Annotated in this window: 20 protein-coding genes; 10 read left to right on the top strand and 10 right to left on the bottom strand. The window is 71.9% G+C overall.

Going from position 1 to position 24996, the window contains the following annotated elements; translation table 11 throughout:
- Positions 1 to 139 precede the first annotated feature (139 nt).
- Positions 140 to 1534, top strand: coding sequence for a hypothetical protein (locus tag ABT160_RS41425; protein ID WP_351654095.1), 1395 nt, complete (start codon positions 140 to 142; stop codon positions 1532 to 1534).
- A 66-nt stretch (positions 1535 to 1600) separates the two neighbouring features.
- On the opposite strand, the gene ABT160_RS41430 is transcribed toward ABT160_RS41425, so the two are convergent.
- Positions 1601 to 3121 carry a peptide MFS transporter gene (locus ABT160_RS41430; protein ID WP_351654097.1) on the bottom strand — a complete coding sequence of 507 codons (1521 nt, stop codon included), beginning with the start codon at positions 3119 to 3121 and terminating at the stop codon, positions 1601 to 1603.
- A gap of 475 nt (positions 3122 to 3596) precedes the next feature.
- Between ABT160_RS41430 and ABT160_RS41435 the strand changes: the two genes are divergently transcribed.
- Positions 3597 to 4274 carry a response regulator transcription factor gene (locus ABT160_RS41435; protein WP_351654099.1) on the top strand — a complete coding sequence of 226 codons (678 nt, stop codon included), beginning with the start codon at positions 3597 to 3599 and terminating at the stop codon, positions 4272 to 4274.
- 9 nt (positions 4275 to 4283) lie between these two features.
- Positions 4284 to 5570 carry a sensor histidine kinase gene (locus ABT160_RS41440; RefSeq protein ID WP_351654100.1) on the top strand — a complete coding sequence of 429 codons (1287 nt, stop codon included), beginning with the start codon at positions 4284 to 4286 and terminating at the stop codon, positions 5568 to 5570.
- A 54-nt stretch (positions 5571 to 5624) separates the two neighbouring features.
- Here the strand turns inward: ABT160_RS41440 and ABT160_RS41445 are convergent, their stop codons facing one another.
- Positions 5625 to 6128, bottom strand: a complete 504-nt coding sequence (locus tag ABT160_RS41445; RefSeq protein ID WP_351654102.1) for a GtrA family protein — start codon at positions 6126 to 6128, stop codon at positions 5625 to 5627.
- Positions 6129 to 6324: 196 nt separating this feature from the next.
- On the opposite strand from ABT160_RS41445, the gene ABT160_RS41450 reads away from it, so the two are divergent.
- The 3 genes from ABT160_RS41450 to ABT160_RS41460 are packed head-to-tail and all read left to right on the top strand — an operon-like array spanning position 6325 to position 9158.
- A complete protein-coding gene (locus ABT160_RS41450; protein ID WP_502984398.1) occupies positions 6325 to 7443 on the top strand; it encodes a 5-(carboxyamino)imidazole ribonucleotide synthase in 1119 nt (372 codons plus the stop codon).
- Complete coding sequence (gene purE / locus ABT160_RS41455) at positions 7440 to 7961, top strand: 5-(carboxyamino)imidazole ribonucleotide mutase (RefSeq protein WP_351654104.1); 522 nt, start codon at positions 7440 to 7442, stop codon at positions 7959 to 7961. Before ABT160_RS41450 ends, purE begins: the two co-directional genes overlap by 4 nt.
- 12 nt (positions 7962 to 7973) lie before the next feature.
- On the top strand, positions 7974 to 9158 hold the full coding sequence (locus tag ABT160_RS41460; RefSeq protein WP_351654106.1) for a dipeptidase: 1185 nt from the start codon (positions 7974 to 7976) through the stop codon (positions 9156 to 9158).
- 38 nt (positions 9159 to 9196) lie between these two features.
- On the opposite strand, the gene ABT160_RS41465 is transcribed toward ABT160_RS41460, so the two are convergent.
- On the bottom strand, positions 9197 to 10513 hold the full coding sequence (locus ABT160_RS41465; RefSeq protein ID WP_351654107.1) for a UDP-glucose dehydrogenase family protein: 1317 nt from the start codon (positions 10511 to 10513) through the stop codon (positions 9197 to 9199).
- 165 nt (positions 10514 to 10678) lie between these two features.
- On the opposite strand from ABT160_RS41465, the gene ABT160_RS41470 reads away from it, so the two are divergent.
- The gene (locus ABT160_RS41470) at positions 10679 to 11836 is read left to right on the top strand and encodes an acyl-CoA dehydrogenase family protein (RefSeq protein ID WP_351654109.1); all 1158 of its coding nucleotides are present in this window, start codon (positions 10679 to 10681) and stop codon (positions 11834 to 11836) included.
- Between the two features lie 46 nt (positions 11837 to 11882).
- Here the strand turns inward: ABT160_RS41470 and ABT160_RS41475 are convergent, their stop codons facing one another.
- A complete protein-coding gene (locus ABT160_RS41475; protein ID WP_351654110.1) occupies positions 11883 to 12506 on the bottom strand; it encodes a Uma2 family endonuclease in 624 nt (207 codons plus the stop codon).
- A gap of 142 nt (positions 12507 to 12648) precedes the next feature.
- Positions 12649 to 13917, bottom strand: coding sequence for an LCP family protein (locus ABT160_RS41480; RefSeq protein WP_351654112.1), 1269 nt, complete (start codon positions 13915 to 13917; stop codon positions 12649 to 12651).
- Positions 13918 to 14034: 117 nt separating this feature from the next.
- Here ABT160_RS41480 and ABT160_RS41485 point away from each other — a divergent pair, with 117 nt between their 5' ends.
- The gene (locus tag ABT160_RS41485) at positions 14035 to 14583 is read left to right on the top strand and encodes an acyl-CoA thioesterase (RefSeq protein WP_351654114.1); all 549 of its coding nucleotides are present in this window, start codon (positions 14035 to 14037) and stop codon (positions 14581 to 14583) included.
- A 9-nt stretch (positions 14584 to 14592) separates the two neighbouring features.
- Here the strand turns inward: ABT160_RS41485 and ABT160_RS41490 are convergent, their stop codons facing one another.
- The 5 genes from ABT160_RS41490 to ABT160_RS41510 all read right to left on the bottom strand — a co-directional run bounded on the left by ABT160_RS41490 (position 14593) and on the right by ABT160_RS41510 (position 22364).
- Positions 14593 to 16050: an LCP family protein gene (locus tag ABT160_RS41490; protein ID WP_502984397.1), complete on the bottom strand. Its 1458-nt coding sequence runs from the start codon at positions 16048 to 16050 to the stop codon at positions 14593 to 14595.
- A 232-nt stretch (positions 16051 to 16282) separates the two neighbouring features.
- On the bottom strand, positions 16283 to 17992 hold the full coding sequence (locus ABT160_RS41495) for an LCP family protein (protein ID WP_351654118.1): 1710 nt from the start codon (positions 17990 to 17992) through the stop codon (positions 16283 to 16285).
- A 53-nt stretch (positions 17993 to 18045) separates the two neighbouring features.
- The gene (locus ABT160_RS41500) at positions 18046 to 19794 is read right to left on the bottom strand and encodes an LCP family protein (protein ID WP_351654120.1); all 1749 of its coding nucleotides are present in this window, start codon (positions 19792 to 19794) and stop codon (positions 18046 to 18048) included.
- A 221-nt stretch (positions 19795 to 20015) separates the two neighbouring features.
- Complete coding sequence (locus ABT160_RS41505; protein WP_351654122.1) at positions 20016 to 21299, bottom strand: LCP family protein; 1284 nt, start codon at positions 21297 to 21299, stop codon at positions 20016 to 20018.
- 312 nt (positions 21300 to 21611) lie between these two features.
- The gene (locus ABT160_RS41510) at positions 21612 to 22364 is read right to left on the bottom strand and encodes a TIGR03089 family protein (protein WP_351654123.1); all 753 of its coding nucleotides are present in this window, start codon (positions 22362 to 22364) and stop codon (positions 21612 to 21614) included.
- 126 nt (positions 22365 to 22490) lie between these two features.
- Here ABT160_RS41510 and ABT160_RS41515 point away from each other — a divergent pair, with 126 nt between their 5' ends.
- Both ABT160_RS41515 and manB read left to right on the top strand, forming a co-directional pair.
- The gene (locus ABT160_RS41515; RefSeq protein ID WP_351654125.1) at positions 22491 to 23750 is read left to right on the top strand and encodes a peptidoglycan recognition protein family protein; all 1260 of its coding nucleotides are present in this window, start codon (positions 22491 to 22493) and stop codon (positions 23748 to 23750) included.
- A gap of 86 nt (positions 23751 to 23836) precedes the next feature.
- A complete protein-coding gene (gene manB, locus ABT160_RS41520) occupies positions 23837 to 24919 on the top strand; it encodes a mannose-1-phosphate guanylyltransferase (protein ID WP_351654126.1) in 1083 nt (360 codons plus the stop codon).
- The last annotated feature ends 77 nt before the right edge of the window (positions 24920 to 24996 follow it).

The raw sequence follows: 24996 nt of genomic DNA on the forward strand, positions 1-24996 counted from the left end.
CGGGCGCCCCCGCCGCGCCCCCCGGCACCACCCCCGCGGCAGGGCCCGCCACCGGCGCCCTGCCGTGGTTCGCACCGGACTCCGCACCGTCAGAGAACCGACCCACGACGAAGGGACATCCGTGAAGACGCAACGGAGGATGAGCGCGGCGGGAGTCGCGCTGATGCTCGGCGGCGCGGGGATCATCGTGGCCGCGCCACCGGCCCAGGCCGCCGAGGTCTCGTACGCGACCGAGTGCATACCGCCCGCCATCTCCGGGCTCCCCCCGGTCCAGGGCACCACCAAGGTGCAGATCACCGCGCCCGCCGAGGCGAAGGTCGGCGACGAGGTGGAGGTCGTCTGGAAGACGGTCGAGGCCGCGTCGAAGAACCCCGACGTCCTCGACCTGGACAAGGACACCGTGCAGCCCAGTGGCACCGTCAAGCTCGGCGGCGCGGGCAGCGGCACCCTGAAGGTCCAGGGCCCCCGGCAGAACCCGCCGATCCCCAAGAACAGCCCGATGGTGCTGCCGGACATGAAGGCGAAGCTGAAGCTGGACAAGGCCGGGGACGTGACGCTGACCCCGGACGCGTACACCATCAACGTCAGCAAGCCGATCTCGACGGACACCAAGTGCTCGCCGAAGGCGGCGGTCCAGGTGGGCGCCACGATCAAGGTCACCGAGGGCGGCGGCTCGGGCGGCACGACGACGACCGGGGGGACGACGTCCGGCGGCACGACCGCCGGGGGCACCACGACGACCGGGGGCACGACGGCGGGCGGGACCACCGCGAGCGGCGGCACCACGTCCTCGGGGGGCACGACGTCCTCCGGCGGCACCACCTCCTCCGGCGGCACCACGTCGTCCGGGGGCGCTTCGGGCGGCGGCGGTGACCAGAGCGACTTCCCGGGCAAGCAGGTCGCCGTCGACTTCGCCTGCAAGTCGCCCGGGCCCGCGAACATCGCGGGCAAGGTGACGGTCAACGCCAGGAAGAACGGCGGCAGCTACGACCTCACGGTGGTCACCGCCAAGGGCGTCATGAACAGCCCGGCGCCGCTGCCCGCGGGCGCGCTCAAGCCCTCGATGTCGATCACCCTGGGCGGCGCGGACAAGGGCTCGGTCAAGGTCGTCGGACCCGGCAACCCGGCGCCCCTGGAGATGGGCAAGCCGGTCGACCTGCCCGACATGAAGGGCACCTACAAGCCCGGCGCCACCGGGAAGTCGACGCTGACCCCGGGCACCCTCACCATCGACGTCGACCTGAGCGGCCAGAAGATCAACATCCCCTGCACGGTCAAGGGGACCCCGGCCGCCTCGCTGACCCTGGACACCAGCAAGCAGGAGGGCGGCGCCCAGGGCGGCGGGGACGACGGCGGCGCCGCCGCGAGCGGCGGCTCCTCGTCCTCCTCCGGCTCCTCCGGCGGCCTGGCCAACACGGGCGCCGAGCAGGACGGCGCGCTGCGGGCGCTGGCCCTGGTGGCCGGCACGGTGATCCTGCTGGGCGGCGCGGTCTTCACGTTCACCCCGTGGCGCAGGCTGCGCGGGACCCGCTGAACGGCGAGGGGCCCCGCACCGGTCCGGTGCGGGGCCCCTCGTGGGCCGTCAGGCCTCACGGGCGCGTCAGTGGACGCTGCCCATGAGGGTCTGGACCTTCCTGCGGTACATGTAGATCGCGAATCCGGCGAGGACCGCCAGCGAGGCCTGGAGCGCGATGATCCCCGTCCCGTTCAGGTCGACGCCGGCCAGCGACAGCAGACCCGTGGTGCAGTCACCGGCGGTGACGGCGAGGAACCAGACGCCCATCATCTGGGAGGCGTACTTCTTCGGGGCCATCTTCGTGGTGACGGAGAGGCCGACCGGGGAGAGGCACAGCTCGCCGATGGTCTGGATCATGTAGATCGAGACGAGCCACATCGGGGAGACCTTGGTGCCGTCGCCCGCCATGTTCATCGGGACGATGAAGACGAAGAAGGACGCACCGACCAGGACCAGGGCCATCGAGAACTTCACGATGGTGTTCGGCTCCTGGTTCTTGCGGGCCAGCCACAGCCAGAGCCAGGCGAAGACCGGGGCCAGCGCCATCACGAACAGCGGGTTCAGCGACTGGTACCAGGTGGCCGAGAAGCCGAGGCCGAAGACGGTGTCCGCGGTCTTGGAGTCGGCGAACAGCGACAGCGTGGAGCCGCCCTGGTCGTAGATCATCCAGAAGACGGCCGCGGCCACGAAGAACCAGATGTAGCCGGACATCTTGGTCTGCTCGGTGGGCGACAGGTCCTTGTCGCGCTTGATGCGCACCAGGACGGCGACCGGGATGAGCAGGCCGATCAGGGTCAGCGGGACCATCGCCCAGTTCAGGGTGAAGGCGCCCATGGCGACCACGACGCCGTAGAAGGCGGCGACGACCACGACGACCAGCGCGACCTTGGTCAGGACGGCCTTGCGCTCGGCGGGGGAGAGCGGGTTCGGGACGATGTCGCTCTGCGCGCTGAGGTTGCGGGTGCCGATCAGGAACTGCACCAGGCCCAGCGCCATGCCCATGGCGGCCAGGGCGAAGCCCAGGTGCCAGTTGACTTCCTTGCCGACCGTGCCGACGACGAACGGCGCGATGAAGGCACCGAGGTTCACGCCGATGTAGAAGAGCGTGAAGCCGCCGTCACGGCGCTCGTCGTCCGGGCCGTCGTAGAGGTGGCCGACCATCGTGGAGATGTTGGCCTTGAGCATGCCGGAACCGGCGGCGACCAGGGCGAGGCCCACGAAGAACATGGCCTGGCCGGGCAGGGCCAGCGAGAGGTGGCCCGCGATGATCACGAAACCGGCGATGGTGACCGTCTTGCGGGCACCCCACACGCGGTCGCCGAACCAGCCGCCGGGCATGGCCATCAGGTAGACCATCGACACGTACACGGAGTAGATGGCGGTGGCCGTGGCCGCCTTCATCGCAAGTCCGCCGCCCTGGCTGCCCGCGGCGGCGTCGGCGCCCCCGGAGACCAGGTAGTACACGAGGAGGGCCCGCATGCCGTAGTAGGAGAAGCGCTCCCACATCTCGGTCATGAAGAGGGTGGCCAGGCCGCGGGGGTGGCCGAAGAAGGTCTTCTCGGAACCGGGGGTTCCGGTCGAAGACTTCGTCAGGCTGGACGCCATGTCGATCCTTGCTTGCTCGGGACGCGTCGCTCGTAGCGACGAAATCGCCCGTCGGGTGGCCGGCACCGGCAGGGGAACCGTCCCGCCCCACGCCTTACAGGGGATCGCCCCGTACGGAGTACGGAGACGGGGGATGCGGTCCTCACCGGGATCCACGCCCCGGACGCAACGTCGCGCCGCGGGGCCCGGCCCACAGGTCATTCACTGTTCCAGGGCGGGTCCGGTCGGACCCGACCCCGAGCAGAAAAGAGACCCTTGACCATCAAGCCAGCCAAAGGTCCCCAGTAGTGCTACAGGCGTGTTGGCCACCATACGACACGACAGTGCGGCATATGGAAGGACTTGAGACATGGATCACAGGCGTCTGTGGAACCATCTGCCCATATTCAAAGGTGAATCTCAAGTTCAGCCCCAGGCCCCAAGGGCTTGTCGATCACCGCCCTGACCGGGCCCCTCGCGGACTACCATCGTCGCCATGACCCGTGTACTGCTCGCCGAGGACGACGCATCCATCTCGGAGCCACTGGCCCGCGCCCTGCGTCGGGAGGGTTACGAGGTCGAGGTGCGGGAGGACGGTCCCACCGCGCTCGACGCCGGACTGCAGGGCGGTGTCGACCTGGTCGTGCTCGACCTCGGCCTGCCCGGCATGGACGGTCTTGAGGTCGCCCGCCGCCTGCGCGCCGACGGCCACACCGTGCCCATCCTGGTCCTCACCGCCCGCGCCGACGAGGTGGACACCGTCGTCGGCCTGGACGCCGGCGCCGACGACTACGTGACCAAGCCGTTCCGCCTGGCCGAACTGCTCGCCCGGGTCCGGGCGCTGCTGCGGCGCGGCGCGACCGAGCCCGCCCCCGCCCCCGCCACCCACGGCGTGCGCATCGACGTGGAGTCGCACCGCGCCTGGATGGGGGACGAGGAGCTCCAGCTGACCGCCAAGGAGTTCGACCTGCTGCGCGTCCTGGTGCGCGACGCGGGCCGGGTGGTCACCCGCGACCAGCTGATGCGCGAGGTCTGGGACACCACCTGGTGGTCCTCCACCAAGACCCTCGACATGCACATCTCCTGGCTGCGCAAGAAGCTCGGGGACGACGCCGCCAACCCGCGCTACATCGCCACCGTGCGCGGCGTGGGCTTCCGCTTCGAAAAGAGCTGAGTCCGACCCGTGCGCCGCCGCCTGATCAACTCCACGCTCGCCGTGGTGCTCGTCGTCATCGCCGTCTTCGGGGTCTCCCTGGTGATCGTCGAGACCCGCACCATCTCCAACAGCGCCCAGGAGAGCGTGGAGTCCGAGGCCAGGGGCCTGGTCTCCATCGTGGACAGCCGCCTGGTGGGCAAGGAGCCGGTCAACCCGGAGATCCTGGCCCGCCAGTCCGGCACCAAGCGGTACGCGCGGGTCACCCAGCCCGGCAAGGCCCCCATCGAGATCGGCAGCCGCCCGGACGGCGGCGTGATCCGCGCCACCGCGCACAGCGAGCGCGGGGTGTCCGTCACCGTGGAGGAGTCCCGCTCCACCGTCACCGCCGAGGTCGGCCGCACCCTCATGATCATCGGTGCGGTGGCGCTGCTCGCCGTGGTGGCCGCCGTGCTCCTCGCCGTACGCCAGGCCAACAAGCTGGCCTCGCCGCTCACCGACCTCGCCGAGACGGCCGAGCGGCTGGGCTCGGGCGACCCCCGCCCGCGCCACAAGCGGTACGCCGTGCCGGAGCTGGACCGGGTCGCCGACGTGCTGGACTCCTCCGCCGAGCGGATCGCCCGGATGCTCACCGCCGAGCGGCGGCTGGCCGCCGACGCCTCGCACCAGCTGCGCACCCCGCTCACCGCGCTCTCCATGCGCCTGGAGGAGATCACGCTCACCGACGACCTGGAGACGGTCAAGGAGGAGGCGACGATCGCGCTCACCCAGGTGGAGCGGCTCACCGACGTCGTCGAGCGGCTGCTGACCAACTCGCGCGACCCGCGCACGGGCTCCGCCGTCGCCTTCGACCTGGACGAGGTCGTCAAGCAGCAGATCGAGGAGTGGCGCCCGGCCTACCGCAGCGCGGGCCGCGCCATCGTGCGCTCGGGCAAGGTCGGCATGCGGGCCGTGGCCACCCCCGGCGCGGTCGCCCAGGTGCTCGCCGCGCTGATCGAGAACTCGCTGATGCACGGCGGCGGCACCGTCGCCCTGCGCACCCGCGTCACCGGCAACCAGGCGGTCGTGGAGGTCACCGACGAGGGCCCCGGGGTGCCGGTGGACCTGGGGGCGCGGATCTTCGAGCGGACCATCAGCGGCCGCAACTCCACCGGGATCGGCCTCGCGGTCGCCCGGGACCTGGCCGAGGCGGACGGCGGGCGCCTGGAGCTGCTCCAGCAGCAGCCGGCCGTGTTCGCGCTGTTCCTCAGCCGCGAGGGGCACGGGGACCCGGAGCACGGCGACCGGGGCGCGGAGCCGGAGCGCCCGATCCGCTGAGCACGGGCGGCCGGGCGGCGGAAAGGCCGGCGGCGGAAGGCCGGCGACGTGGGGTCAGCGGCGCACGGGCGCCGGGTCCGGCCGCGGCTCCAGGAAGGACTCGGCGGTCTGCACGGCCTCGCGGGCGGGCAGTGCCCGGAACACCCAGGTGCGGTAGGACCAGAACCGGAACAGCGTGCCGATCCCGATGCCGAGGAACTTGAAGAAGTTGCTCCACAGCGGCCCGTCCCAGCCGAAGCCGTACGTCGCCGCGTAGAGCACGCCGTTCTCGATCACCATGCCGACCGCGCTGAACAGCAGGAAGAGCGTCAGCTCCTTGGTGCGCCCGGTCTTGTCGCGGTCCTTGTACGCGAAGTAGCGGAAGCCCACGTAGTTGAAGGCGATCGCCACGACGGTCGCGATCAGGCTGGCCCGCACCACGGGCAGGTCCGTGACGTGCCGCACCAGGTTGAACACGGCCATGTTGACCAGCAGCCCCAGGCCGCCGACCGCGCCGAACTTGGCGACCTCGCGCGCGAGCTGCTCCAGTCGCACGCGCAGCGCGCCCCGTTCGCTCATGGTGATGATCAGTCCCGTCGGTTTGGAGGACAGAGTGGAGTACGGACCGGTTCCGTCAACCCGGCAATGCTAACCACCCTGGCGCGCCGATGCCCGTGCGCGGCCCGAAGGCGTGGCGAGCTGTGACATTCCACAGGCTGGCGGGGGTCTCCCATTCGGCGGATACCCTAAGAGGGTGACGTTCCCGGTAGTAGGCATGGTCGGCGGCGGTCAGCTCGCCCGCATGACCCACGAGGCGGGCATCCCCCTCGGCCTGAAGTTCAAGCTCCTCAGTGACACGCCCCAGGACTCGGCGGCCCAGGTGGTCAGCGAGGTCGTCATCGGCGACTATCGCGACCTGGACACGCTGCGTGACTTCGCGCGCGGCTGCGACGTGATCACCTTCGACCACGAGCACGTGCCCACGGAGCACCTGCGCGCCCTGGAGGCGGACGGCATCCCCGTCCGCCCCGGCCCGGACGCGCTGGTGCACGCCCAGGACAAGGGGGTGATGCGGGCCAGGCTCGACGAGATCGGCGTTCCCAGCCCGCGCCACCGGATCGTGTCCGACGCGGCCGACGCGGCGGCCTTCGCCGCCGAGGGGGACGGTTTCCCGATCATCCTCAAGACGGTGCGCGGCGGCTACGACGGCAAGGGCGTCTGGTTCGTGCGCACCGAGGCGGACGCGGAGGAGCCCTTCCGGGCCGGCGTGCCGGTGCTCGCCGAGGAGAAGGTCGACTTCGCCCGCGAGCTGGCCGCCAACATCGTCCGCTCCCCGCACGGGCAGGCCGTCGCCTACCCGGTGGTGGAGTCCCGGCAGGTCGACGGCGTGTGCGACACGGTGATCGCGCCCGCGCCCGGCCTCGACCCCGAGCTGGCCGGGCAGGCGCAGGAGCTGGCGCTGCGCGTCGCCAAGGAGCTCGGCGTGGTCGGGCACCTGGCGGTGGAGCTGTTCGAGACCCGCGACGGCCGCATCCTGGTCAACGAGCTGGCCATGCGCCCGCACAACTCCGGCCACTGGACCCAGGACGGCGCGGTGACCTCCCAGTTCGCCAACCACGTCCGCGCGGTCCTGGACCTGCCGCTGGGCGACCCGCGCCCGCGCGCCGCGTGGACCGTGATGTGCAACGTGCTGGGCGGGGACTTCCCCGACATGTACTCCGCGTACCTGCACTGCATGGCCCGCGACCCGCAGCTGAAGATCCACATGTACGGAAAGGACGTGAAGCCCGGCCGCAAGGTCGGTCACGTCAACACCTACGGCGACGACCTGGACGAGGTGCTGGACCGCGCCCGCCACGCCGCCGGCTACCTGCGAGGAACGATCACCGAATGACCCCCGTCGTTGGAATCGTCATGGGCTCGGACTCCGACTGGCCCGTGATGGAGGCCGCCGCCCAGGCGCTGGACGAGTTCGAGATCCCGTACGAGGTCGACGTCGTCTCCGCGCACCGCATGCCGCGCGAGATGGTCGCGTACGGCGAGGAGGCCGCCGGGCGCGGACTGAAGGCGATCATCGCGGGCGCGGGCGGCGCCGCCCACCTGCCCGGGATGCTCGCCTCGGTCACCCCGCTGCCGGTGATCGGCGTGCCCGTGCCGCTGAAGTACCTGGACGGCATGGACTCCCTGCTCTCCATCGTGCAGATGCCCGCCGGGGTGCCCGTCGCCACCGTCTCGGTCGGCGGCGCGCGCAACGCCGGACTGCTCGCGGCCCGCATCCTGGCCGCGCACGACCCCGAACTGCTCACCCGCATGCGGGACTTCCAGCAGGAGCTGAACGACCAGGCCACCGAGAAGGGCAAGCGGCTGCGGCAGAAGGTCGAGGGCTCCTCGGCGTTCGGCTTCGCGAGGTGACAGCCTGAGGAGATGGACTTCCTCACCGAAGCGCGCGAAGCGCTGGCCGAGTACCCCGTCGTCGACGGCCACAACGACCTGCCCTGGGCGCTGCGCGAGAAGGCCGGGTACGACCTGGACCGCCTCGACGTCGCCCGCGACCAGACCGGGCGGCTGCACACCGACCTGCCCCGGCTGCGCGCGGGCGGCGTGGGCGCCCAGTACTGGTCGGTGTACGTGCGCAGCGACCTGGCGGGCGACGCGGCGGTCAGCGCGACGCTGGAGCAGATCGACTGCGTGGACCAGCTGCTCGCCCGCCACCCGGACGCGCTGGCGCCCGCGCTGGACGCCGACGGCATGGAGGCGGCCCGCGCCGCGGGCCGCATCGCGTCCCTGAAGGGCGCCGAGGGCGGCCACTCGATCGACAACTCGCTGGGCACGCTGCGCGGGCTGTACGGGCTGGGCGTGCGCTACCTGACGCTCACCCACAACGACAACCTCGCCTGGGCGGACTCGGCGACCGACGTCCCCGGCGTGGGCGGCCTGTCGCCCTTCGGCCACGAGGTCGTACGGGAGATGAACCGGCTCGGCATGCTGGTGGACCTCTCGCACGTGGCGGCCACCACCATGCGCGACGCGCTGGCCACCTCCACCGCGCCGGTGATCTTCTCGCACTCCTCGGCCCGCGCGGTCTGCGACCACCCGCGCAACGTGCCGGACGACGTGCTGGAGCTGCTGCGGGCCAACGGGGGCGTGGCGATGGCCACCTTCGTACCGAAGTTCGTCCTCCAGGCGGCCGTGGACTGGACGGCGGCGGCGGACGAGAACATGCGGGCGCACGGGCTGCACCACCTGGACACCACGGACGCGGGCATGGCCGTCCACGCGGCCTTCGAGGCCGCCCACCCGCGCCCGGTCGCCACCGCGGCCACCATCGCCGACCACCTGGACCACATGCGCGAGGTGGCGGGCATCGACCACGTCGGCATCGGCGGCGACTACGACGGCACGGCGTTCACCCCGGACGGCCTGGACGACGTGTCGGGCTACCCCAACCTGGTGGCGGAGCTGCTGCGCCGCGGCTGGTCCCGCCCGGACCTGGCCAAGCTGACCTGGCAGAACTCGGTCCGCGTACTGCGCGACGCGGAGTCGGTCGCCCGCGACGAGCGGTCCAGGCGGGGCCCGTCGAACAAGACCCTGGCCGAGCTCGACGGCTGACGGCTGGACGCGGGCGACGGCCCCGCCGGGGCGGCGGCTCAGGCGCGCGGCCGCCCCATGGCGCGGTAGGTCCACCCGGCGCCCCGCCAGCGCAGGGCGTCCAGCGCGTTGCGCCCGTCCAGCAGCACGGGGGACGCGGGCTCCAGGGCCGCCGGGTCCAGCTCCCGGAACTCCCGCCACTCGGTCAGGTGCAGCACGATGTCCGCGCCCCGGACCGCCTCCGCCGCGGAGTCCGCGTACCCCAGGGTCGGGAAGAGCCGGCGCGCGTTCGCCATGCCCTTGGGGTCGTAGACGGTGACCTGTCCGCCCTGGAGGTGGATCTGCCCGGCCACGTTCAGCGCGGGCGAGTCGCGCACGTCGTCGGAGTCCGGCTTGAAGGCCGCCCCCAGCACCGCCACCCGCTTGCCCAGGAAGGTCCCGCCCAGCGCCTCGCGGGCCATCTCCACCATGGAGGCGCGGCGGCGCATGTTGATGGAGTCGATCTCCCGCAGGAAGGTCAGCGCCTGGTCCGCGCCCAGCTCGCCCGCGCGGGCCATGAAGGCGCGGATGTCCTTGGGCAGGCAGCCGCCGCCGAAGCCGATCCCGGCGCGCAGGAACTTGGCGCCGATGCGGTCGTCGTGGCCGATGGCCTCGGCCAGCTTGGCGACGTCGCCGCCGGCCGCCTCGCAGACCTCCGCCATCGCGTTGATGAAGGAGATCTTGGTGGCGAGGAAGGAGTTCGCGGCGGTCTTCACCAGTTCGGCGGTGGGGAAGTCGGTCACGACGAAGGGGGTGCCCTCGCCGACCGGGACGGCGTACACCTCGCGCAGCGTCTTCTCGGCCCGCTCGCCGCGCACGCCGACCACGATCCGGTCGGGGTGCAGGGTGTCCTCCACGGCGAAGCCCTCGCGCAGGAACTCCGGGTTCCAGGCCAGCTCGACGCCCTCGGGCAGCACCTCGGCCAGCCGTTCGGCGGAGCCGACGGGGACGGTGGACTTGCCGACCACCAGGGCGCCCTCGCGCACCACGGCGGCCAGGGAGGCGAAGGCGGCGTCGACGTAGCTCATGTCGCAGGCGTACTCGCCGTGCTTCTGCGGGGTGTTCACGCAGACGAAGTGCACGTCGCCGAAGGCGCCGGCCTCCTCCCAGGAGGTGGTGAAGCGCAGCCGTCCGGTGGAGCCCTCGGCGCCGGTGACGTGCTTGCGGAGCAGGTCCTCCAGCCCGGGCTCGTACATCGGTACGCGGCCGGAGGCCAGCAGCTCGACCTTCTCCGGCACCACGTCGAGCCCCAGCACCTCGAACCCCAGCTCCGCCATGGCCGCGGCGTGGGTCGCTCCGAGGTAGCCGGTGCCGATCACGGTGATCTTGAGGGCCATGTGGTGCTCCTGAGGGGTGCGGGTCGACTGCGGGCCCGAGCATAGTCGGGGCCGGGCGGGGGCACGTTTCACGCTGTCACCAAGCTCACGTATGCCCCGCGGGGGCCCGGCCCCTAAAATCGGGGTTACTTAACGGTAGTTAGCAGCACAGGGGAGTGAATAGCCTTGGCGGGAACGCCTGACTTCGATCTGTACCGCCCGTCCGAAGAGCACGACATGCTCCGGGACGCGATCCGCGGGCTCTCCGAGGCGAAGATCGCCCCGTTCGCCGCCGCCGTCGACGAGGAGGCGCGCTTCCCGCAGGAGGCGCACGACGCGCTGGTCGCCAACGACCTGCACGCCGTGCACGTGCCCGAGGAGTACGGCGGCGCGGGCGCCGACGCGCTCGCCACGGTCATCGTGATCGAGGAGGTGGCCCGCGCCTGCGCGTCGTCCTCCCTGATCCCCGCCGTGAACAAGCTCGGCTCCCTCCCGGTGATCATCTCCGGCTCCGAGGAGCTGAAGAAGAAGTACATGGGCCCGCTGGCCAAGGGCGAGGGCATGTTCTCGTACTGCCTCTCCGAGCCCGACGCGGGCTCGGACGCGGCCGGCATGAAGACCCGCGCGGTGCGCGACGGCGACTTCTGGGTGCTCAACGGCGTCAAGCGCTGGATCACCAACGCGGGCGTGTCGGAGTACTACACGGTGATGGCCGTGACCGACCCCGACAAGCGCTCCAAGGGCATCAGCGCCTTCGTGGTGGAGAAGTCCGACGAGGGCGTCTCCTTCGGCGCGCCGGAGAAGAAGCTCGGCATCAAGGGCTCGCCGACCCGCGAGGTCTACCTCGACAACGTCCGCATCCCCGCCGACCGCATGATCGGCGAGGAGGGCACCGGCTTCGCCACCGCGATGAAGACCCTGGACCACACCCGCATCACCATCGCGGCCCAGGCCCTCGGCATCGCGCAGGGCGCCCTCGACTACGCCAAGGGGTACGTCAAGGAGCGCAAGCAGTTCGGCAAGCCGATCGGCGACTTCCAGGGCGTGCAGTTCATGCTCGCCGACATGGCCATGAAGGTCTCGGCCGCCCGCGCCCTGACCTACCAGGCCGCCGCCGCCTCCGAGCGCGGCGACGCGGACCTGACCTACCTGGGCGCCGCGGCCAAGTGCTTCGCCTCGGACATCGCCATGGAGGTCACCACGGACGCCGTCCAGCTGCTCGGCGGCTACGGCTACACCCGTGACTACCCGGTCGAGCGCATGATGCGCGACGCCAAGATCACCCAGATCTACGAAGGCACGAACCAGGTCCAGCGCATCGTCATGGCGAGGAACCTGCCGTAACCCCCACTCACCGGACGGGCCCGCTCCCACCCGGAGCGGGCCCGTCTCAGTCGCGCGGCTCCGTGCGCGCCGTCCCCGCGGACAGCAGCGAGTCGACGTCCAGGGTGACCTTGGCGCCGATCGCGTCGGGCAGCGTCACCTGCTGGCCGGGGGCGTGCAGCGCCGTCGTGGCGTAGTCGCCGTCGGCGGGGTCCGTGAGGACCCTGACCCGCTGGTGCCGCCGGTCCACGATCACGTACACCGGCACCCCGGCCTGCGCGTAGGCCCGCACCTTGTCGCGCAGGTCGCTGTTGTAGTTGCTGCTCGTGACCTCCAGGACGAGGCGGAAGCAGACCGGGTCGTAGCAGTTGTTCTCGACCAGGTGCTCCTCGATGTCCGCGTCCACCAGCACGAAGTCGGGGATGGCGTAGTCCTCGGGACCGCCGGGCAGCCAGAGGCCGACACCCTGCGCGATCGCCGTGTCGCCCTCGTGCAGGCCCGCGTGGTCGAACGCGCGCATCAGCGTGGTGAGTACGCGGGCATGGGCGTAGTCCGGGGGTGGGGTCACGGTGATGACTCCTCCGATGATCTCGACGCGCAGGCCGGGGTTGCGCTCCATGAGCCAGTTGGCCGTGGCGAGCAGCGTCGCCGGCGTCTCGGGGTGGGGCCGTTCGACCGCTGCGGCGGACATGGCGCCTCCTGATGGTTCGTGTCGAGGGCATCATCGTAGGGCGGTGCGGCCCGCGGCGTCCGGAACGTGACCGTTCACCCGCACTGGTGAACGGCGAGGCCCGCCACCCCGGCGTGGGTGGCGGGCCCGTGCGGTCCGGCGGTCAGTTGCCCTTGACCGTGACCTTCTCGTCGTTCTGGATCTGCGAGACGAGCTGCTTGACCTTCGCCTTGTCCCAGACCAGGTTGCCGCCGCGGCTGCCCGAGATGGGCATGTTCATCGACGTGCCGTCGCCGCCGCTGATGCCCTTCATCGCGAAGAACATCTGGCCGAGGTCGTACAGCGACATGTCCTTGTCCACGATCAGGGTGTCCAGGCCCGCGCCGAGCGTCGGGTAGAGCCGGAACGGGTTGAGGATCGTGCCCGGGGTCGCCGCCTGGTTGGCGAGGGCCGAGAGGAACTTCTGCTGGTTCTTGGTGCGCGCCAGGTCCGACTCGGCGAACGCGTACCGGGTGCGCACGAAGGCCAGGGCCTGCTCGCCGTTGAGCGTCTGGGTGCCGGCCTGGAAGTCGGCGCCGGACTTCTTGTCCTTGAAGGCCTTGGGGATGTCCAGCTCGACGCCGCCGAGCGCGTCCACGATGTTGGCGAAGCCGGCGAAGCCGATCTCCGCGTAGTGGTCGATGCGCAGCCCGGTGTTGTACTCGACGGTGCGCACCAGCAGCTCGGGGCCGTCGGTGGCGTACGTCGCGTTCAGCTTGGCGCGCTTGCCGGTGGCGGGGAACATCTTCCCGGACTGCGAGCCGCGGAAGGACGGGACCTCCACGTCCGAGTCGCGCGGCAGCGAGATCATCGTGTTCCCGCTGGAGCACTTCGCCAGGACCATCATCGAGTCCGTGCGCTTGCCCTCGGCGGAGCCGGTGTGCAGCTTCTTCTTCTCCTCGTCGGACATCCCCTCGCGGGAGTCGGAGCCGACGATGAGGTAGGTCGTGCAGTCGCCCTCCTTGGGGCGCTCGATGACCTTGGAGAGGTCGACCTCGTTGCGCATCTGCGAGCTCGCCCAGGCGTAGGTGCCCACGCCCCAGCCCAGCACCGCCACGACCAGCACGATCGAGCCGACCTTGATCCGCTTGCGCCAGTCCGGCGCGGGCTGCCCGGGGCGCGGCCCGCGCGGCCGCTGCGGGGGCACCTGGCCGGAGCCGCCGTGCCCGCCGTTCCCGCCGGAGGGCTGGCCGTAGACCTGGCCCGTGTTGTAACCGCTGTCGTACGGGGCGTCACCGCCGTTCCCGTAGCCGTAGCCGGCGGGCGCTTGCGACGGTACGGGCGGGCGCACCGGCTGACGCGGCTGCCGCCGCACGTGCGGCATGGCGCGCGCACCCTCGGGCTCGGCACCGCCGCTGCCGCGTCCGTATCCCCCATCGGGCCAGTCATTCATGTGGTCCAGTGTGCCGGGCTCGTGGCAGTGGCTGACAGGGCGGGTGGGAAACGGCAGCCGTGCTGTTGCCAAGCTGATGCAATACGACAGGTGTGCGGGCCCGCTTACGCTGGGGGCATGACAGATCAGGCCACCGGTCCGGAGAGTGACGTCCCGGGCAAGCCCACCTCGGCGTCCCGCACCACGCTGAGCCACATCATGACCCACGCCGACACCAACCTGCTGGGCACGGTGCACGGCGGCGTGATCATGAAGCTGGTGGACGACGCCGCGGGCGCCGTCGCGGGCCGCCACTCCGGCGGTCCCGCCGTCACCGCCTCGATGGACGAGATGGCGTTCCTGGAGCCGGTCAGGGTCGGTGACCTGGTGCATGTGAAGGCCCAGGTCAACTGGACCGGCCGGTCCTCCATGGAGGTCGGCGTCCGGGTCCTCGCCGAGCGCTGGAACGAGTCGACCCCGGCCACCCAGGTCGGCTCGGCCTACCTGGTCTTCGCCGCGGTCGACGCGGACGGCAAGCCCCGCCCCGTACCGCCCGTGGTCCCGGAGACCGAGAAGGACCGGCGGCGCTACCAGGAGGCCCAGATCCGCCGCACGCACCGGCTGGCCCGGCGCCGCGCGATCAAGGAGCTCCGCGAGCGCCGCACCGCCGACGGCTACCCGGACTAGGGGCTATCGCTAGGGGCAGACCACCTGGTCGCCGGTGACCGCGCCGAACTCGCCCTGGTAGGCGTCCTCGGCCCGGACCGGCACCGCGCCCTTGAAGTCGGTGCCCGCCGTCACCTTCAGCGTGCCGCCCTGCCCCTTCACGGCCCGCAGCTCGCACCCGGGCAGCGCGGTGGCCAGGGACTTCGCCGAGCGGTCCCAGCGCGGGTCGTACGTGACGAGCGTGCGGCGCACGTCCCTGCGGTCGCCGGTCTGCGGCGCCCTGGTGGTGTTGAAGCCGGTCGCCCGCAGCGCGTCGTCGACCTTGCGGCCGAGCCCGTCGGTGCGGGTGCCGTTGTAGACCTGCACCCGGATCTGCTGCGGGGCCACCGCCACCAGCAGCTTCTTCACCTTCGCCGGCGCCCGGCGCGGGGCCAGCGGCCTGTCCTCGCGCAGCGTCCGGAACAGCTTGCCCGCCTTCACCGGGTCCCACTTCACCGTGGAGCCGATCCCCTTCACCGGGTAGCTCATCTGGCCGATCGGCACCGAGGTGAACTCCGAGGAGGCCGGGGTGAAGCCCCGCATCGCCTTGGACAGCGCCAGCATCTGCTCGGTGCCGAAGCCCTCGTCGGCCCGCACGGAGCTGAGCATCGTGGTGGCGACCTCCCGGAAGCGCACCGGGTTCAGCAGCACCCCGCTGCTGGTCGCCTGGTTGATCAGGGCCGCCAGGAAGCGCTGCTGGCGCTGCATGCGGCCGAGGTCGGCGGCCCCGTCGATGTGCCGCGAGCGCACGTACTGCAGGGCCTGGCCGCCGTCCAGGCGGTGCGTGCCCACCGCCATGTCCAGGCCGGTGTAGGAGTCCTTCATCGGGCGGGCGGTGCACACCTCGACCCCGCCGACCGCGTCGACGGTCTTCATGAAGCTGGTGAAGTCGACCTCCAGGTAGTGGTCGATCTTCACCCCGGTCATGTGCTCCACGGTGCGCACCGTGAGGTTCGGCCCGCCCTCCGCGTACGCCGCGTTGATCTTCACCGGGTGCTGGTTGTGGTGCTTGCCGCTGTTCTCGTCGGTGTGCTCGGGGATCTCCGCGTACGAGTCGCGGGGGAGCGAGACGATGCTGGCCCGCTCCCGGTCCTCGGAGATGTGCACCAGCATGATCGTGTCGGTGCAGTGGCAGGGAGCGCCGCCCAGGCGGTACTTCTCCTTCTCCTCCGGCGTGATCTTGTCGCGGCCGTCGGTGCCCACCAGCAGGATGTTGGTGCCGTGCCCGGCCTCCGGCCGGTTCTTCATGTCGCGGAACGGGTCCACCCGGGCGATCCCGGTGTCCAGGCTGGTCACCACCGCGTGCCCGATCCCGCCCGCCCCCAGCACCAGCACGGACAGCGACGTCGCGATCCGCATGCCCCAGCGGGGCCGGCCCGCCGGTCTGCGCCCCTGCGGACGGCCGCGCGGGGGTCTGGGGCGGGCGGTCGGCCGGGGCGGCGTGGGCACGGGGGACACCTCCGCGGTGACTGGGGGAATGAGAGCACCGTAGGCCGATACGATCTGCGGCTCATGCACCCGACCCGGGCGGCGCGCGCCGGTGTCCCCCGTTCGCGGTAACGCGACGGGCGTTCCCCGGCCGCGGAGGCGTCCGCCGGTCCGTACGCGCGAAGGGGCCCCGCACGCGCGCCGTGCGGGGCCCCTCCTCACGTACGTACGCGTACGGACGCGCGAGGGCCGGCTACCCCTTGCCCGACCAGCGGTAGGGCGCGTACACGTCCATGCACCCGCCCTCGTCCGAGGCGGTCTGCGCCTCCGTCTCGGCCTTGTCGACCTTCGGCCTGGCGGTGGAGGCCTTGGGGTAGGCGGAGCCGGTGCGCCAGTCGGCGCCCACGACCAGGGTCACGCCCGACACGTCGGTGGACTTCTTCACCGAGGTCAGCGGGACGCCGAGCGCCCCGGCCACCGCCTGGGCGTCGCCCTCCAGGTCGGCGCTCGGGAAGTACACCGTGGTCGAGGCCAGCGGTGCGGTGGAGCTCTGGTCCGCCTTCGCCCGGGCGTACCCCTTGCCCACGAGCAGCCCGGCGACCGTCGTCGCCCGGCCGCGCGCCGAGCCCAGCTGCGCGGTGTACGTGCCGTTGCGCACCAGCACCCCGGTCTCCCCGGGCGCGGACGCCGGGTCCTTCGGCTTCGCGGAGGCCTTCGGCTTGGGCGTGCCGCCCTTGCCGTCCACCGCGACGTCGTCGCGCAGCATCTGCCACAGCTGGTCGGCCTTGCCGGGCGCGGGCAGCACGCGGTTCTCGTCCCTGGGGTCCTGCACGCGCGGCATCGTCAGCATGGTGATCCGGTCCAGCGGCACGTCCTTGAGCGTCATGCCCAGGTCGAAGAGCTTCTTGACCGTGCCGATCTCCTCGGAGACCTGGAGCGACTTGGTCGCCGTCTCGGCCAGGTCCATCAGCCTGCCGCCGTCGGTGAACGCGTCCTGCTGCTTGAGGTTGCGGATCACCGAGTTCATGTACATGTGCTGCGCCTGGGAGCGGCCGATGTCGCTGGAGAAGGCGTGCCGGGTGCGCAGCCACTGCAGGGCCTGCTCACCGGAGATCGTCTGCTTGCCGGCCTTGGCGAGCTTCAGCCCGGAGCCGCCCTTCACGCGGACCGTGGGGTGGTCCCACACCGGGTACTTCACGCAGACCTCGGCGCCGCCGATCGCGTCGGACATGGCGACCACGCCCGCGAAGTCGATCGTCATCCAGTGGTCGATGTAGATCCCGGTCAGCTTCTCCCAGGTGGAGAGGGTGCAGCCGGGGCCGCCGCGCCCCAGCGTCTCGTTGATCAGGTCGTTGGCCGCGGGCCACTTCTTCTTGGTCTTGGGGTCCTGGCACTCGGGGATGTCCACCCGGGTGTCGCGGGGTATCGAGACCACCGAGGCGTTCTTGCGGTCGGCCGAGACGTGCAGCAGCATCTGTACGTCGGCCAGCGGCGGGTTGTCCTTGTTGTCCCGCGAGCCGCCCAGCTTCTGGTTGGCCTCGGAGGCGCGGCTGTCGGAGCCGATGAGCAGGACGTTCAGCGGGGTCTGCCCGGCCGCGTTGGGCGCCGCCTTCTGCGCGCCGGACGCGGAGGCGCTGCGCTCGCCCTTGCGGATGTTGCCGTTGAGGTGCTCGTAGTACAGGTAGCCGGCGCCCGCCGTGCCGAGTACCAGCAGCGAGACGCCGGCGGCTGTCCAGCGCAGTATTCGGCGTCTGCCGCCCTTGCGGCCCTTGCCGCCCGCACCGCGGCGGCGCGGACCGCCCCTGCGGTGGCCCCGGCCGGGGCCGGATCCGCCGGGGGCGCTGCCCGCGGCACCCTGCGGAGAGCGCTCCCCGCCGTCGTGCGGCCCGTCGTCCCGGCCGAGATCACGGGCTTGCGGCGCGCGCTGCCGCGTGCCCTCCCCACGCACGCTGTTCTGTCCCACCCCTGGGTCACTCCTGTCGTGTCAGGCGCGCCACGCGGCCCGGGGAACCCGGGTCACTTGGCGCACACCTGCTTGTCTGCTTCGACCTTCTGCACGCCCTCCGGCGCCTTCGCCGGTCCCGTCAGGGGGACCCCGGCGCCCTTGAAGTCGGCGCCGAGGGTCAGCACCATCGCCTGCCTGCCCACCGCGTCGGCGGTGGCCGGCCGCAGGGCGGTGCCCGGCAGGCCCATCAGGTCCGCGAGCTTGCGCGCCTGGTCGGCCTGGTTGGGGCCGTAGACGAGCGTCGTCTTCGGCTGGTCCGCGGGCGCGTTGCTCTTGTTGCTGGACTTGAGCACGCCCGCGTCGTTCTGCAGCCAGTTGATGGTGGACTGCGCCGCGCCCTGCTGGCCGCTGCCGTTGAAGACGTCCACGCGGACGTCGGAGGCCTGGGCGCGGGCGCCCTGGAGCTTGGCCGCCGCGGCCTCCTTGGCGGCGTCGGCCTTCTCCTTCTCCTTCTCCTTCACCTCGGTGAGGGAGACGTCGTTCTGCATCATCGAGAAGAGCGGCTTGGCCTTCGCCTCGTCGACCACCACGGTCGCCTTCACCTTCTCCGCCGGGTTGTCGAGCACCGGGAGGGTGGTGAAGGTGATGTTCTGCAGGTCGACCTTGGACAGCTCCATGCCGAGGTCGCGCAGCTTGTCGATGCTCCCTATCCCGGTGTCGACGGTGAGCGCCTTGGTGGCGGCCTCCGCCAGGCTCCACATCTTGGTGGGGCTGGAGAGGGTGTCGGACGACTTCATCTTGCGCATCAGCGAGGACAGGAACTGCTGCTGCGTCTTGATGCGGTCCAGGTCGCTCTCGTTGCCGAAGCTGTGCCGGGTGCGCACGAAGGCCAGCGCCTGCTCGCCCTCGATGGTGTGCGTGCCCTTGGTCAGCTTCAGGTGCGAGTCGGGGTCGTTGACGTCCTTGGCGACGCAGACGTCGACGCCGCCGACCGCGCTGGTCAGCGTCTTGATGGCGTTGAAGTCGGCCATCATGAAGTGGTCGACGGTCATCCCGGTCAGTTCCTTGACCGTGCGCATGGTGCAGCCGGGGTCGCGCTCGGACTGGCCGAGGCTGGTGTTGAAGCGCACGTCGCGCTGCCCGGGGATGGACTTGGTGCCGCTCGCGGTCTTGGTCTGGCAGTCCGGCACGTCGGTGATCAGGTCGCGCGGGATGGACAGCGCGGTGGCGTTGGTCCGGTCCTTGGAGACGTGCAGCAGGATCGTGGTGTCGGCGTGCCCGGGGCTCTGCTTGTCGCCGTAGCCCTCGTTGCCGTCACCGGTGCGCTTGTCCGTGCCGATCAGCAGGATGTTGACGGCCTGGTCCTTCTTGAAGCCGCCGGTGCCCGCGCCCTGCACGTCGACCGTGTTGAGGTTGCCGTCGAAGTGCCGGTAGACGGCGTACGCGCCCGCGGACCCGGCGACCAGGACGAAGCCGACGACGCCGCCGGTCCACACCAGGGCCCGCTTCTTCTTCGCCTTCTGCGGCTTGCGCTTGCGGCGCCCCGGGCCCTGCGCGCGCTCCGCGCCCTCCGAGGGGCCGCCGCTGCCGGCGGAACGGCTGCGGCGGCGCTGTCCGGGGACCTGCCCGGGCACCTGTCCGGGGACGTCCGTTCTGCTTCCGGAGGAGTTCGCCGGCGAAGTGGCGACGTGCGGACGGGAATCCGGCGACTGCCCAGCGGATTGGTCCAGTCGCAATTCGTAATTGCCGGTCTGCGGGTTCAGCACCCACTGGTCGGCGGGGTCGATGTCGTCCGCCCGTCCACGACTTTGCGCGTCCACGGTTGCCTGAGTCCTCCGTCGGTGCCACGCGAGGCGCCTCCCCCGACGGCGCTCGGTATTTCGATCCCTGGGTGCGCGACCTGACGGCTTGGCGCACCGGATCGCGTCACACTATCCGCCCAGTTCAGCGCGGGGCGACGTCCGTGACAAATTCCACGCCCCTTACAACCGGGCAATCCGCCCAATCTCCGTGAGCTGCCGACTCCGGCTTGGTCCCGGCTTTACCCGCACGGGCTCACCGCCGCATTCGTACCGGTGAACGTCGGCGTGGGAGCAGGGCTCGCGGGACCCGTGTCGTCCGGCTTCTCGTCGGATTCCCCGTCCGATTCGTCCTCGGGTGCGGAACTCGATTCGCCATTCGGCGATTCACCCTCGGCGGTGGACGACTGCCCGGGCGACACCGCCACGGGAGTGTCCTCCCGCAGGTGCTTGAAGAGCGCGCCCGCGTCCGGCTCCACGACCTCGTCGCGGTTGGGGTCGTAGCGGTAGGGCTGCCGCGGCAGGGTCAGGAACTGGACCTTCTCCGTCGGCACGCCGCGCAGCGAACGCGCCAGGTCGTAGAGGTCCTTGAGCGAGTCGAGGCCCGGGTCCGTGGTGATCGCCTTGGTGGCCGCGTCCAGGACCGGGTAGAGCCGGGTCGGGTTCAGCAGCACGCCGTTGCTCTGCACCTTGTTGACCAGGGCGCCCAGGAAGCGCTGCTGGCGGTCCATGCGCTCGGTGTCGCTGCCGTTGCCGATGGATTTGCGGGCCCGTACGAAGCCCAGCGCCTGCTCGCCGTGGAGCACCTGGCGGCCCGCGGGCAGCTTCAGGTGCGCGTCGGCGTCGTCGACGGGCTCCTTGAGGCAGACCTCCACGCCGTCGACGGCGTCCACCATGTCCTTGAAGCCGCTGAAGTCGATGACCATGTGGTGGTCCACCCGGATGCCGGTGAGCAGTTCGACCGTGCGGATCGTGCAGGCCGTCCCGCCGAACTCGAACGCCCAGTTGAACTGGGCGAACTGCTCCCTGGTCCGGGTCCCGTCCGGCTTGCGGCAGGCGGGGATGTTCACCATCAGGTCGCGCGGCACCGAGACCGCGGTGGCGCTGCGCCGGTCCGCCGCGATGTGCAGCAGGATCGTGGTGTCCGAGCGCTGGCTGCCGCCGTCGTCGCGCCCGTACTTGCTGTTGCCCGCGCCCTGGCGGCTGTCGGAGCCGATGAGCAGGATGTTCTGCGCGTCCGCCACGACGGGCGAGGGGCGCTCCTTCTCGTACGTCTCCAGCTCGGCGGCGGCCGTGGTGTCGGTGGTGATGTTGCCGTCGAGCTTCTTGTAGAACCACCAGCCGGTGCCCGCCGCGGCGAGCACCACCAGGGAGGCTCCGAGCGCGGCCCAGCGGAGCCAGCGCCGCTTGTGCGCTCCGGCCGCGCCGGGGGCCGCGGGGTCCGCGGGGTCCGGGGCGGAACCGGGGTCCGCCCCTTCCCCGCCCGGGGTGTCCGGTTCCGCTGCCTTGCCGGCACTGTCCGTCACGTCTGAGTCCGTCCTTCATGCGTCGGCGGCGCGTCAGCCGGCCGCTCGATCGCTGTGCTAGACGGCCGAAACTGACGCTTGGTTGTGCGAGGGGTGACTCTTCACGCCGATCATGTACCGGAGTTGACGCCCGGGCCCGGGGGACTCGGCCCGGGGTGCGCCACACGGGTGGACCTCTATCGGTTGTCATACCGCTTTCGGCCCGGTCGGACCGCTTTTCGTACGTATGACGCCCTTTTCGTACGGGAGTTCAGGTGCGGGGGTCCGGCCGAGGGGTTCCGGCCGGGGGGAGGTGCCGCGGCGCGGGCCCGGTCAGCGGACCGTGACGGTGACCCGCTCGCTCTCGGTCCGCTGCGCCAGCGCGTCGGGCGCCAGCCGGTCCAGGTTGCGGCAGAGCACCACCGACGCCCCGACCGCCAGCGGCGCGTACAGACCGGCCGCCAGGCCCTCCCAGGAGTCGTACGCCAGGCCCGAGAGCAGCCGCCCGCCCGGCTCCAGGCCCAGCCGCCCGGCCTCCGCGCGGGCCCGCTCCACCAGGGCGGCGCCCGTCAGTTCCGTACCCCCGGCGCTCAGCGCGGGGGAGTCCGCGTCGACCGGCGCGAACGGGGCGAACCGGTCGCCCTGCCCCGGCACCTCCACCGCGTAGTCGGTGAACCCGGCCGGCGGCTGCGGGAAGCGCCCGCCCAGCGGGCGCAGCGCGAGCGCCACCCGCTCCCCGGAGCAGGCGCGCGCCGCCTCCAGCGCGTCGGGGCCGCTCACCACCAGGTCGGCGGCGGCCGGGTCGCCCTGCACGTCGGCGTGCACGCCGACCGAGGCGCAGGCCAGCAGCCAGACGGCGCTCTGCCAGTGCGCGGGCAGCAGCAGCGCGAGCCGGTCGCCCGGCTCGGCGGCCAGGTCGCCCTGGAGCAGATTGGCGGTCTTGGCCACCCAATTGGCGAAGGTGGCCACCGACAATTCGACGCGCTCACCGGTGGCGTCGTCGTAGAAGGTGACCAAGGGGCGGGCCGGGTCCGCGGCGAGCGCGGATCGCAGCAGGTCGGCGGGGGTGCGGTCGCTGGCGTTCATCCGCGCAAGGGTACGGGGCGGGCCGCCGGCCGCGCCGCCGTACCGGTGACGCCGTCGTCCGGTTGGCCCGACGGTCCGTCAGTTTCCCGGCGCGCGCGTGCGGATGGGTCTGTCCAGGATCTCCCCATGCGTGCCATCCTCGCCTCGTCCATCGGTGTCGCGTGCACCGCCGCCCTCGTCCTGCCGCTCACCCCGCCCGCCTCCGCCGCCCCCGCCGCCCGCGCCGCGTCCGCCCCGGCGGAGCTGCCCGGCTCCACCCGGTCCCTGCCGCTGCGGCCGGTGGGCAGCGACCGCGCGCTGGGCGGCACCGCGGCGCAGGGCCTGTCCCTGCCGGACGTGGCGCCCTTCTCGCTGGTCGGGGTCGTCTGGGACGACCCGGAGCGCGAACTGCGCGGCACGGTCCAGGTCCGCACCCACGCCACCCGCGGCGACTGGTCGCGCTGGGAGGACGTGGAGACCCACAACCACGAGCACGCCGCCGACCCCGGCAGCGCCGAACGGACCCGCGCCCGGGTGCGCGGCGCCACCGCCCCGCTCTGGGTCGGCGACAGCGACGGCGTCCAGGTGCGGGTCCGCCCGGCCGCCCCCGGCACCGGCCGGGCCGCCGCCGCGCCGCTGCCCGCCGGGCTGCACCTGGAACTGGTCGACCCGGGCCCCGGGAAGTCCGCCCCCGACGGCACCCGGGCCGGCGCCCCCGCCCCGCGCGGCGCCACCGTGATCCCGGCGCTCAGCAAGGAGGAGACCGAGGCGGAGGCGGGCGGGGTGTCCGCCAGGCCCTTCGTCGGGGCGCGGCCGCGGATCGTCACCCGGCGCGGCTGGGGCGCCGACGAGAAGCTGCGGGAGAAGGGGTCCGAGTACGGCCGGACGGTCCACGCGGCCTTCGTGCACCACAGCGCCACCGGCAACCAGTACTCCTGCGCCCAGTCGCCCGCCGTGATGCGCAGCATCTACCGCTACCACGTCAAGAGCAGCGGCTGGCGGGACTTCGGCTACAACTTCGCCGTCGACAAGTGCGGCACCATCTTCGAGGGCCGGGCGGGCGGCGTGGACCGGCCCGTCACGGGCGCCCACACCCTCGGCTTCAACACCGACAGCATGGGCATCGCCGTGCTCGGCACCTACACCGACTCCACGCCCCCGCCGGCCGCGGTGAACGCCGTCGCACGGCTGACCGCGTGGAAGCTTGGTCTGTACGGGGTGAACCCGCGTGCGAAGACGGTACTCAAATCCGGCGGCGGCAACTTGTACAAGAAGGGCAGGAAGGTCAGGCTGAACGTCATCTCCGGACACCGGGACGGCTTCGCGACCGAATGCCCCGGCGGCCGTCTCTACAAGAAGCTGGGCAAGGCGCGGACCACGTCGGCGAAGTACCAGGGCCGCCGATGACCCCGGGGTGCCACGCGCACCTCCATCGGACATAGGGTCGATCCTCCACCCGGCAGGACGACCACGGCAGGAAGCAGAGACGACACGTGACAGAAGCCATCCTCCTGGTCGGCGGCAAGGGCACCCGGCTGCGCCCTCTGACGGTCAACACGCCCAAGCCGATGGTCCCCGCCGCGGGAGTGCCGTTCCTCACCCACCAGCTGGCCAGGGCCCGCGCCGCGGGCGTGGACCACGTGGTCATGGCGACCTCGTACCTGGCCGAGGTCTTCGAGCCGTACTTCGGCGACGGCTCCGCGCTGGGGCTGCACCTGGAGTACGTCACCGAGGTCGAGCCCCTCGGCACCGGCGGCGCCATCCGCAACGTGGCCGGGCGGCTGCGCTCGGGCCCCGACGAGCCGGTCCTGGTCTTCAACGGGGACATCCTCACCGGCCTGGACATCCGGGCCCTGGTGGACACCCACCAGGAGTCGGGCGCGGACGTGTCGCTGCACCTGACCCGGGTCGAGGACCCGCGCGCCTTCGGCCTGGTGCCCACCGACGCCACCGGCCGGGTGCGGGCCTTCCTGGAGAAGCCGCAGACGCCGGAGGAGATCGTCACCGACCAGATCAACGCGGGCGCGTACGTCTTCCGCAGATCGGTCATCGACACCATCCCGGCCGGCCGCCCGGTCTCGGTGGAGCGCGAGACCTTCCCCGACCTGCTCTCCTCGGGCGCCCACCTGCAGGGCATGGTCGACTCCACGTACTGGCTCGACCTGGGCACCCCCCAGGCGTTCGTACGGGGATCGGCGGACCTGGTCCTCGGCCGCGCCCCCTCCCCGGCGGTGCCGGGCCGCCGGGGCGAGTCCCTGGTGCTGCCCACCGCCACCGTCGCGCCCGGCGCCAAGCTCACCGGCGGCACGGTGGTCGGCGAGGGCGCCACGATCGGCGAGGGCGCCCGGGTGAGCGGCAGCGCGGTGCTCGCCGGCGCCGTGGTCGAGGCCGGCGCGGTGGTCACCGACTCGCTGGTGGGAGCCGGTGCGGTGGTGGGCGCGCGGACCGTCCTGACCGGGGCCGTCGTCGGTGACGGCGCGGTCGTCGGGGCCGACAACGAACTGCGCGAGGGCGCCCGGATCTGGTGCGGCGCCCGGCTGCCGCAGGCCTCGATCCGCTTCAGCCCGGACCAGTGAGCCGGTGCGGGACCGGTCGCGTACCGGTCCCCCGCCCCCGCCCCCGGGCCGAGCCTCAAGGGGAGGCGGGGCGGTTA

This window comes from Streptomyces sp. NPDC001941, from assembly GCF_040296945.1.
Classification (GTDB): domain Bacteria; phylum Actinomycetota; class Actinomycetes; order Streptomycetales; family Streptomycetaceae; genus Streptomyces.